Annotated in this window: 5 protein-coding genes; 1 reads left to right on the top strand and 4 read right to left on the bottom strand. The window is 45.5% G+C overall.

Translation table 11 applies throughout. The features are described 5' to 3' along the window. A partial coding sequence (locus HMPREF9439_RS13330; RefSeq protein WP_008863502.1) for a hypothetical protein occupies window positions 1–273 on the top strand: 273 nt, incomplete at its 5' end. A 333-nt stretch (window positions 274–606) separates the two neighbouring features. Here HMPREF9439_RS13330 and HMPREF9439_RS02015 read toward each other — a convergent pair. From HMPREF9439_RS02015 to HMPREF9439_RS02000, 4 genes are read right to left on the bottom strand one after another with little or no spacing between them, the layout of a single operon-like run. Then, window positions 607–1,548 carry a DUF4268 domain-containing protein gene (locus HMPREF9439_RS02015; RefSeq protein WP_008863501.1) on the bottom strand — a complete coding sequence of 314 codons (942 nt, stop codon included), beginning with the start codon at window positions 1,546–1,548 and terminating at the stop codon, window positions 607–609. 38 nt (window positions 1,549–1,586) lie between these two features. Then, window positions 1,587–2,876: a restriction endonuclease subunit S gene (locus tag HMPREF9439_RS02010; protein WP_008863500.1), complete on the bottom strand. Its 1,290-nt coding sequence runs from the start codon at window positions 2,874–2,876 to the stop codon at window positions 1,587–1,589. Further along, on the bottom strand, window positions 2,864–4,285 hold the full coding sequence (locus HMPREF9439_RS02005) for a type I restriction-modification system subunit M (RefSeq protein WP_008863499.1): 1,422 nt from the start codon (window positions 4,283–4,285) through the stop codon (window positions 2,864–2,866). The genes HMPREF9439_RS02010 and HMPREF9439_RS02005 overlap by 13 nt, the downstream gene beginning before the upstream one ends. A 2-nt stretch (window positions 4,286–4,287) precedes the next feature. Then, window positions 4,288–7,140, bottom strand: coding sequence for a type I restriction endonuclease subunit R (locus HMPREF9439_RS02000; protein WP_008863498.1), 2,853 nt, complete (start codon window positions 7,138–7,140; stop codon window positions 4,288–4,290). Between the last annotated feature and the right edge of the window lie 237 nt (window positions 7,141–7,377).

Here is a 7,377-nt window from a genome sequence, read left to right as displayed (position 1 = left end):
AAAATCGGAGACGCTGTTCTATTACCGTCCTCGAAGGACTCCGTGGTGAATTTACACGGGACACAGTACTTGCTCCGACTTGCTGAGGAAAGTCTACCAAAAGGGGAAAGTCAGGGCAAACTTTGGATGCTTTATACGGGAGTTCGGTGCCGGTTCTGGCTTATGGTAAAACAAAAATTCCTTGTTGACGACGAGCCCTCGGCATCGGCGATCATTAAAGAAGAACAGATTTTCTCCTACGTTGTTAACGCGGAAAGAGGGTCTTCGATTTGAAGTCTGGAAAGATTTGAGAGATACAGCGAAGAAAGTCAGAAAAACAAAATCGGAGACGCTGCGCTATTACCGTCCTCGAAGGACTCCGTGAAAGGTTTACACGGGTCACAGTACTTGCTCCGATTTGTTGCGAAAAGTCTACCAAAAGGGAAATCTCAGGGCAAACTTTGGGTGCTTGGTACGGGAGTTTTGTGCTGCTTCCCGCTTATGACAAAACAAAAGGACCCAGTGTCTTACCAAGGGGCTTCGGGTCTAATTCCCACCTGCCGCGGTCCGCAAACGCTACAAAGGCGTCGGCCAATGACAAAACACTGAATCCTTCAGTTAGGTCAATTATAAAGCGAGCTCAGAAAGAAGAAGTTCTCTGATTTTCTCCGCATCTTGAAGCGCGAGCCTTAGAAGGCCGGACCATGTGTCGGGAGCGTCAAGATCAACATCTCCGACTCGCTTGGAAACCGTCAAGTTCTTGTCTCGCGTTACTTCCAGATCGCTGTCACCGAGCGCCTGCTTCCACTTATCGATATTCTTCGAGATCCTTTCAATGGCTTCTCGATCCTTCACATAAGCGCACACCCAAAGCTCTTTCTTCTGGGAAGAGACGGAAAAGTAGACGTGGCCCTTGCTGCTTCCGATACGAAGATCAAAGTGCTGGCGGGACGACGGTCTTCCCCAGGTAAAGAGTCGACGATATTCATCGCCGGATGAAAGAACGTCACAGAAAGCCGACCAAAAGTTCTTACGGAAGAATCCTGCAGCAGATTCCAATCGCTCTTCTTTTTGCTCTTTGCCCCATTGGTTGGGTTTTTCAATGATGTTGAACTTCGGTGCGATCTTAGAGTCGCCGATCCGCCAAAGTTCGATTTCAATTAAGAAGAGATCAACGGACTGATCCAGATGAGAGTTCAGCCATTCGATGGCCTTCGCGTGTTCCTCACGAGCACGCTTCACAATCCATATGATGCATCCGGCTTCTTTTCCGGCTGCGTACGTAATGATTTGGCCAAGATGCTTGTGGTTGGACTCTTCAAGCTGATTCTCGATGATGACCGTCTTTCCGTATTCCAGCTCTTTAGCAAAAATATCTGCCCGGAAATCTCCGACCCTCTCTTCCGTACCGATTCGCTCCAGATCCATCCCCACAGCCTCCCCGAGAAGATTGAGGTTCTCTTCTTGGGAGAGCCATTTCGTGAAATCGGCGGTTTCGTTCTTCCAAATGGTTCGGAGATTGTCGATTTTTTCGAGTTTTCCGAGGAGGCCTGAGTAGGACTGGGACATTTTTCGGTTCTGAGAGAGTTCGGAGAATGGTTCCGAGGTTATTTCAGTTTTTGGATTTCGAGCATTAGCTTTTCGAATTTCTCAACAATGCGCCTTTGTTCTCCGAGTGGAGGTAACGGAACGAGATAAGACTTTAACTTACTAGAGTCTATTGTGGGAAGAGCAGTGCCCTTTGAAATTTCTCTAAAGTCTATAGAGGAGAGAAGTAGGAAAGCATAGCTCTCATCTAAGTAATTCTTGTTGGGATAAAACCCGCCTGTGTTTAAATCAACAATGGAGTCACGAACTAAAAACCTTCTCTTATTCGTGAAAACGGCCCCGCCATTTTTGGGAAAGATAATGGATCCTGCTTTGAAAATTTTTTTAGGGGTCGTTTTTAAGTAGTGCTCGGTATGGCGCATGTATTTTTGGTTTTCAGAGGAGTTCATATCCGAAATTTTGAAATATGGAATGTTTCCTGAACTGGTCAACTCGTCTGCTTTTGGCGTTTTCCCCGAAAATAAAGTTCCAAGACTCTCTAATCGTACCCACTTCCATTTTTCCGGAATCTCAAAAGGAACCTCCTCTGGAGCATCTCCAATTTGCTCAACCTCAAGCTCTTCATCGAGCTGTGGAACAAGTTTTCCGCTTATAGAGGATTGGAGCAGTTGTTTTTCAAGAGAGGCACCCAGCTGGGAAACCTCATCTATTGATTTTTGAATGGTATCGATTTTGGCAAAAAGACTTTCTAGTTTTTCAACTATGCGTTTTTGCTCGTCAAGGGGAGGTAGCGCCACAAGGGCATTTTTGGCAGTAGCAGTTCCGACCCTAGGCATTTTTACGCCATAGGACTGAGAGACAGCGTACTGAACGAAGTACTGTGACTTGAGAAAAAAACTCAAGTACGAACCCGATAAGGTATTTTCTTTTGGTTTTAGCGGAATTATTTCTGTAGTACAGACTCCGTCTTCATCCGCAACTAGCACTTTGTTTAGGTAGGGACGAAGTCGGCTATACAAAACGTCGCCTTTATTGAATAAATATTTTGCACCCTGATTCTTAATAATCTTGTTTTTTTGCAGCAGACGACCTGTATCTTTTTCAATATCTTCCAAGTTAAGCAACCAAGTATCTCTGTCAAAACTACAGGCTTCGATGCGCTCACATTTTCCATAAGGAGCGATATCGTCTAATCTCACCCACTTCCATTTTTTAGGGATCTCAAAAGGATTTTCTTTTGGGGCTTTGCCAATTTGTTCTACTTCGTTCTCTCCATCGATTTGTGGAACTAGCTTCCCTCGTATCGCTAGATCTAATAGCCGGCTTTTAAGAGCGTTTAAAGCTTGCATTCGACAAGCTCCTTTTGTAGTTCCGTCACTGCGTCGGAGATATTTTGCTTTTTCTCGGTAAGCAGCTTAAGAAGCTCAGGAATTTTCATTTCTTCAAGAGCATCGCTATCATTTTTTATCCATGAGAGATCTAGGTTCGTTCCCTCTCTCTCCAGAATCTCTTCAATAGAAAACTTTCTCCACCTTCCGTTTGGATTCGTGTCCTTGTTGTATGTCTCTTCTCTCTTGTTTCGATCTTCAGAACTAAAGCAAGAAACAAAATCATCTAAGTCCTCACGTTTCAGAGGATTAGTGGCAAGAGTGTGTTTGATCCCAGAGCGGTAGTCATAAACCCAAAGCTCTTTTGTTTTTCCCTTTTTCTCGAAAAACAAGACATTCGTCTGAACACCATTTGCATAAAAGATACCGGTTGGGAGGCGAAGGATCGTATGGAGGTTGAAGTCCGTGAGAAGTTTTTTTCTTACCTCTTCTCCGCTCGATTCAAACAGCACATTATCCGGAAGAACAACACCGGCTCGACCTCCGGATTTGAGCAGCGACATGATGTGCTGCAAGAAGTTGATCTGATTATTCTTCGTCTCTTTGATAAAGTCGCTGCGATGAATCTCAACTGATCCGGCAGCCCTGGCTCCGAACGGAGGATTGGCAAGAACAATGTCGTACTTTTTATCCGGCTCTTTGATAAGCGAGTCCTGACAAACGATGGGGGAGGAATTCAGACCGACTCCATGAAGATAAAGATTCATGGAACCAAGTGTCACGACGAGCGGTGTGATGTCATAGCCTTTCAAAGAGCTGTTTCTCAACTTGATATTGAGATCCGTATCCATACTCTGGCCTTTCATGTAGTTGAAAGCCGAAAGTAGGAAGCCTGCCGTACCGCAGGCAGGGTCAATAACCGTCTCACCAATTTTCGGAGAGATCACATCCACAATGGCATCGATGAGAGGTCTCGGTGTGAAGTACTGTCCGGCCCCGCTCTTTTTATCTTGTCCGTTCTTCTGAAGAATGGCTTCATAAAGGGCGCCTTTCACGTCGCCTTTCAGAATGAGCCACTGCTCTTGGTCAATGAAGGAAATCAGTTTGCTGAGGTAAACAGGACTTTCGATTTTGTTTTGGGCTTTGGTAAAAATTGTTCCAATCAGGCCTTCCTGTTTGGATAAGGTTCGGAGAATTCTTTCGTAGAGGGAAAGCTGATCTTCACCAGTTTCTTTCCTAAGATTTTCCCAGCGCAGTCCTTCCGGGATCTTAGATTCCTCATCCATGAGATCGACATTTTCCTGGTCCATTTTTAAGAACAGGAGGTATGTGAGCTGCGTAATGTAATCGGTAAAGCCAATGCCGGCACCTGCCATGACATCAGCAAGCTTCCACACCTTTTTTACAAGGGATGTTTCTGTAACTTCCATTTCTAAGCGGTCTTAAGAATAAATTCGTTAAGAGAAAAAATTTGTTCGTTGGCAGCTTTAGCATTTCCCAATTCTCGGACAAGGTCCGTAGCGAGATCTGGAATTGCCTCTTTGAGCGTCTTAAAGCTGCATCCTCCGTTCTGGGCGATATAAAGAGCGATTTTTTTGAAGAGTTCTCTCTGAGCGGGCGTCATCGGAAGATCTCTTTGTTTTTGTCCGCACCAAAGTTCAAAACGCTGTGCGTAATTTGAAGTCAGAGGAACAAGCCGCTTGATCATACCGTAGGCAAAGCGGACAAGTTGGATAAGTTCGGTGATTTCCTCTTTGGTTGTCTTGGCAACTTCGGTATCGTCGTCTTGAACGAGGGCATAGTCGTTCCAAAGACGCGAAATACCGAATCCTTCTAAACCTGCAGAGAGCTTGGACTTGAGGTCCTGAAGAACGGCATGCGAGAGCTTTCCGTCCTCCGAGTTGTAGATGTAACGCAGCGCTTCGATATCGTCTTTGTGCAAACGGACATATGACTCAAAAGCTTCCGTCGATTTTTTCGCGTCTTCGATAGAAAATCCGGAAGAAATAACCTCATCTTTCTGGTCGACAAGATCCTTGATAAAGCCTCTGGCGATGCCCAAGAGAATACGACGAGCTTTCTTGTTTTCAAGCAGAACCCTGACTAAATCCATTCTCTCGGTATTGTCATTCGATGGGGAGATAAATGGCGGAAGTTTTCCTGAGTCCAATGCATTCATGATCTTTTCCGCAAAATCTTCCAGCGTAATCGGGAAGACTTTGTAGAGTTCGACCAGATCTTCCGGATCGCAGCGTTTTCGGATCGCGAGCAGCTTCACTGCCAAAAGACTCAAGTTCTCATCGCTGACGTACCCGAGGGATAGCCATTCCAGGAGGATCTTCAATGTTGGATTAAGTGTTTTTCCTCCGCCTGCTCCATCGCCGGAGGAAAGTGAAGCAACGTGTTTTTCACTTTCCGTTACGCCAACAGCGTCGATAAGGTAATAGAGCTCTTTGCCATGCGCGTTCGGCGTTACTTCTCTAAGCTGCTCATCGCTGATGGTTCTAACGCCCCGGCCTTTCATCTGCGTGTAGAGCGTTTCAGAATGAACGTCGCTTAGGAACATAAGAACTTCAAGCGGCTTAACGTCGGTTCCGGTTGCGATGAGCGTGACCGTCACGGCAATTCTGAAATCAACATCTCGTTTAAACGATTGAATTCTTTCAGCACAGTCGTCGACGGAGTACGTGATTTTCTGGACGAATCGATCATCCTCGCGTCCGAAAACCTCTTTTGCGACTTCAACAATCAGGCTCGCATGAATGTCGCTCTCTGCGAAGATCAGCGTCTTTGGAAGATAGTCAAAATTCGGTTCTCGGTCCGGATACATCTTTGTGTAAACAGAATCTTTGTACTCCTGCAGAACCTTTCGAATTTGGTCACGGACAACAACGCTTCGGTTTAAGTCCGTCTTTTTGTATTCCTTTTCCTCTGATGCCGTCTGATTCGAGACTTCCTTGGTTTCCACGTTGATGGAGTTTACGTGTTCGCCCTTTTTAACCGTTCCACCGTTTTCTCCGATCTTTGTTTTGATTCGAAGTATTCTTCCCGGAACATTGACTCCGTCCAAGATGGACTGCTCTAGCGTGTAGTTGGCAACCTGATTTTTATCAAAGAAAGCTAAGGTTTCCGGAATCGGGGTGGCCGTCATCCCAATCTTCCGAGCTGACGAAAAGTAATCCAGCACCTTCTTCCAGTCGCTGTAGATCGAACGGTGGCACTCATCAATGATGATGAGGTCGAAGTAGTCCGGAGGAAGCATTGCATTTTTCGGAACTTCGACAACTTCGCCTTCTTTGTGTCCCATGCCGGAGTCTTCGTTTTCTTCGCTGACCTCTTCCGGCTGGCCTGTAAGCTGTGCATAAAGACGCTGGATAGTGCTGATAACAACTTTCCCGGCTTTCTCTTTGGACTTCAAGCTCTTTGCATCTTCCGCCTTGTCCTCGGCATTTTGACGGCCAAGTTTCTCGACCGCGAAAATTTCTGAAAAGTTTTTCCCGGTCTGCGTCAGATTAAAGGATTGAAACTCTTGCTTTGCACCTGTTCCCAGGTTATTCCGGTCAACCAAAAACAAGATTCTTCGAGCTTTCGTAAATGAAAGCATTCGGTAGCAAATTGTGCAGGCCGTGAATGTTTTTCCGGCTCCCGTTGCCAATACGATCAGCGCTTTTTCTTTTCCTTCTTTGAAGGACTTCTCAAGATTCTTGATCGCGTGGTACTGGCAGTCGCGAAGGCGCTTGGGAGAAAGATATGGAAGGCCGTCAAAGTAACCGGGAAGATTTAGCTTCTCAACAATGTCTTTTGGCCGATGGAATGTTTCAATCTGCTCGTATTCTGAATTCGGTACGTGGAAATCCCGGAAAGCGATTTCTTTGCCGTTAGAAACGTAGACAAGCTTTAAGGGTTTCTCAAAAGCAGGGAACCATTTTAGAAGTCGGGTTGTGTAGCCTTCTGCCTGTTGAATGAGGTGCGGGTCGTCTAGAGGAATATCAGACTTCTTCGCCTCTACGACGGCAACAGCCTTGCCGCCAAGCATGAGGATGTAGTCGGCTTCTTTATTTCCGGTCATCAGAACTTCACGAATCGCTGCGGCTTCCAGATCCGGCGTGTATTCACTGCGATCTACTACTTTCCAGCCGGCTTCCTCAAGCTCGCGATCGATCCACACTCTCGCTTTTTGCTCGGGAAGCAGTTCTTTCTTCGGCGTTGTTAAAGCACGACTTTGACTTTGGTCAGAGGATGTATTTTCCGAAACATCTTCCGAAATTTTCCTTTTTGAATCCATATCTAACCCGCAGATATTCGCTACGTTTTGAGAACAATACTAAATTGTGTTTAGATTGTGGTCTAGGCTCTCTTTGAGTTCTCAAAATTACTAGTGTTTTACTAGTAATTTATTGAGTCACACTTTACTAGTAAAACACTAGTAATAGGCCTCAAAATCCCTGTCGTTATTGGTTCCTAGATTTTCTTTGATTGAGCATTGATCCTCATGATTCTGCTCACTTCATCAAAAGATATC

Origin of the sequence: Parasutterella excrementihominis YIT 11859 (genome assembly GCF_000205025.1) — a bacterium.
In the GTDB taxonomy this organism is placed as follows: domain Bacteria; phylum Pseudomonadota; class Gammaproteobacteria; order Burkholderiales; family Burkholderiaceae_F; genus Parasutterella; species Parasutterella excrementihominis.
The sequence above is the reverse complement of the archived record's forward strand: the minus strand, read 5'-3'. Positions and strand labels throughout refer to the sequence as shown.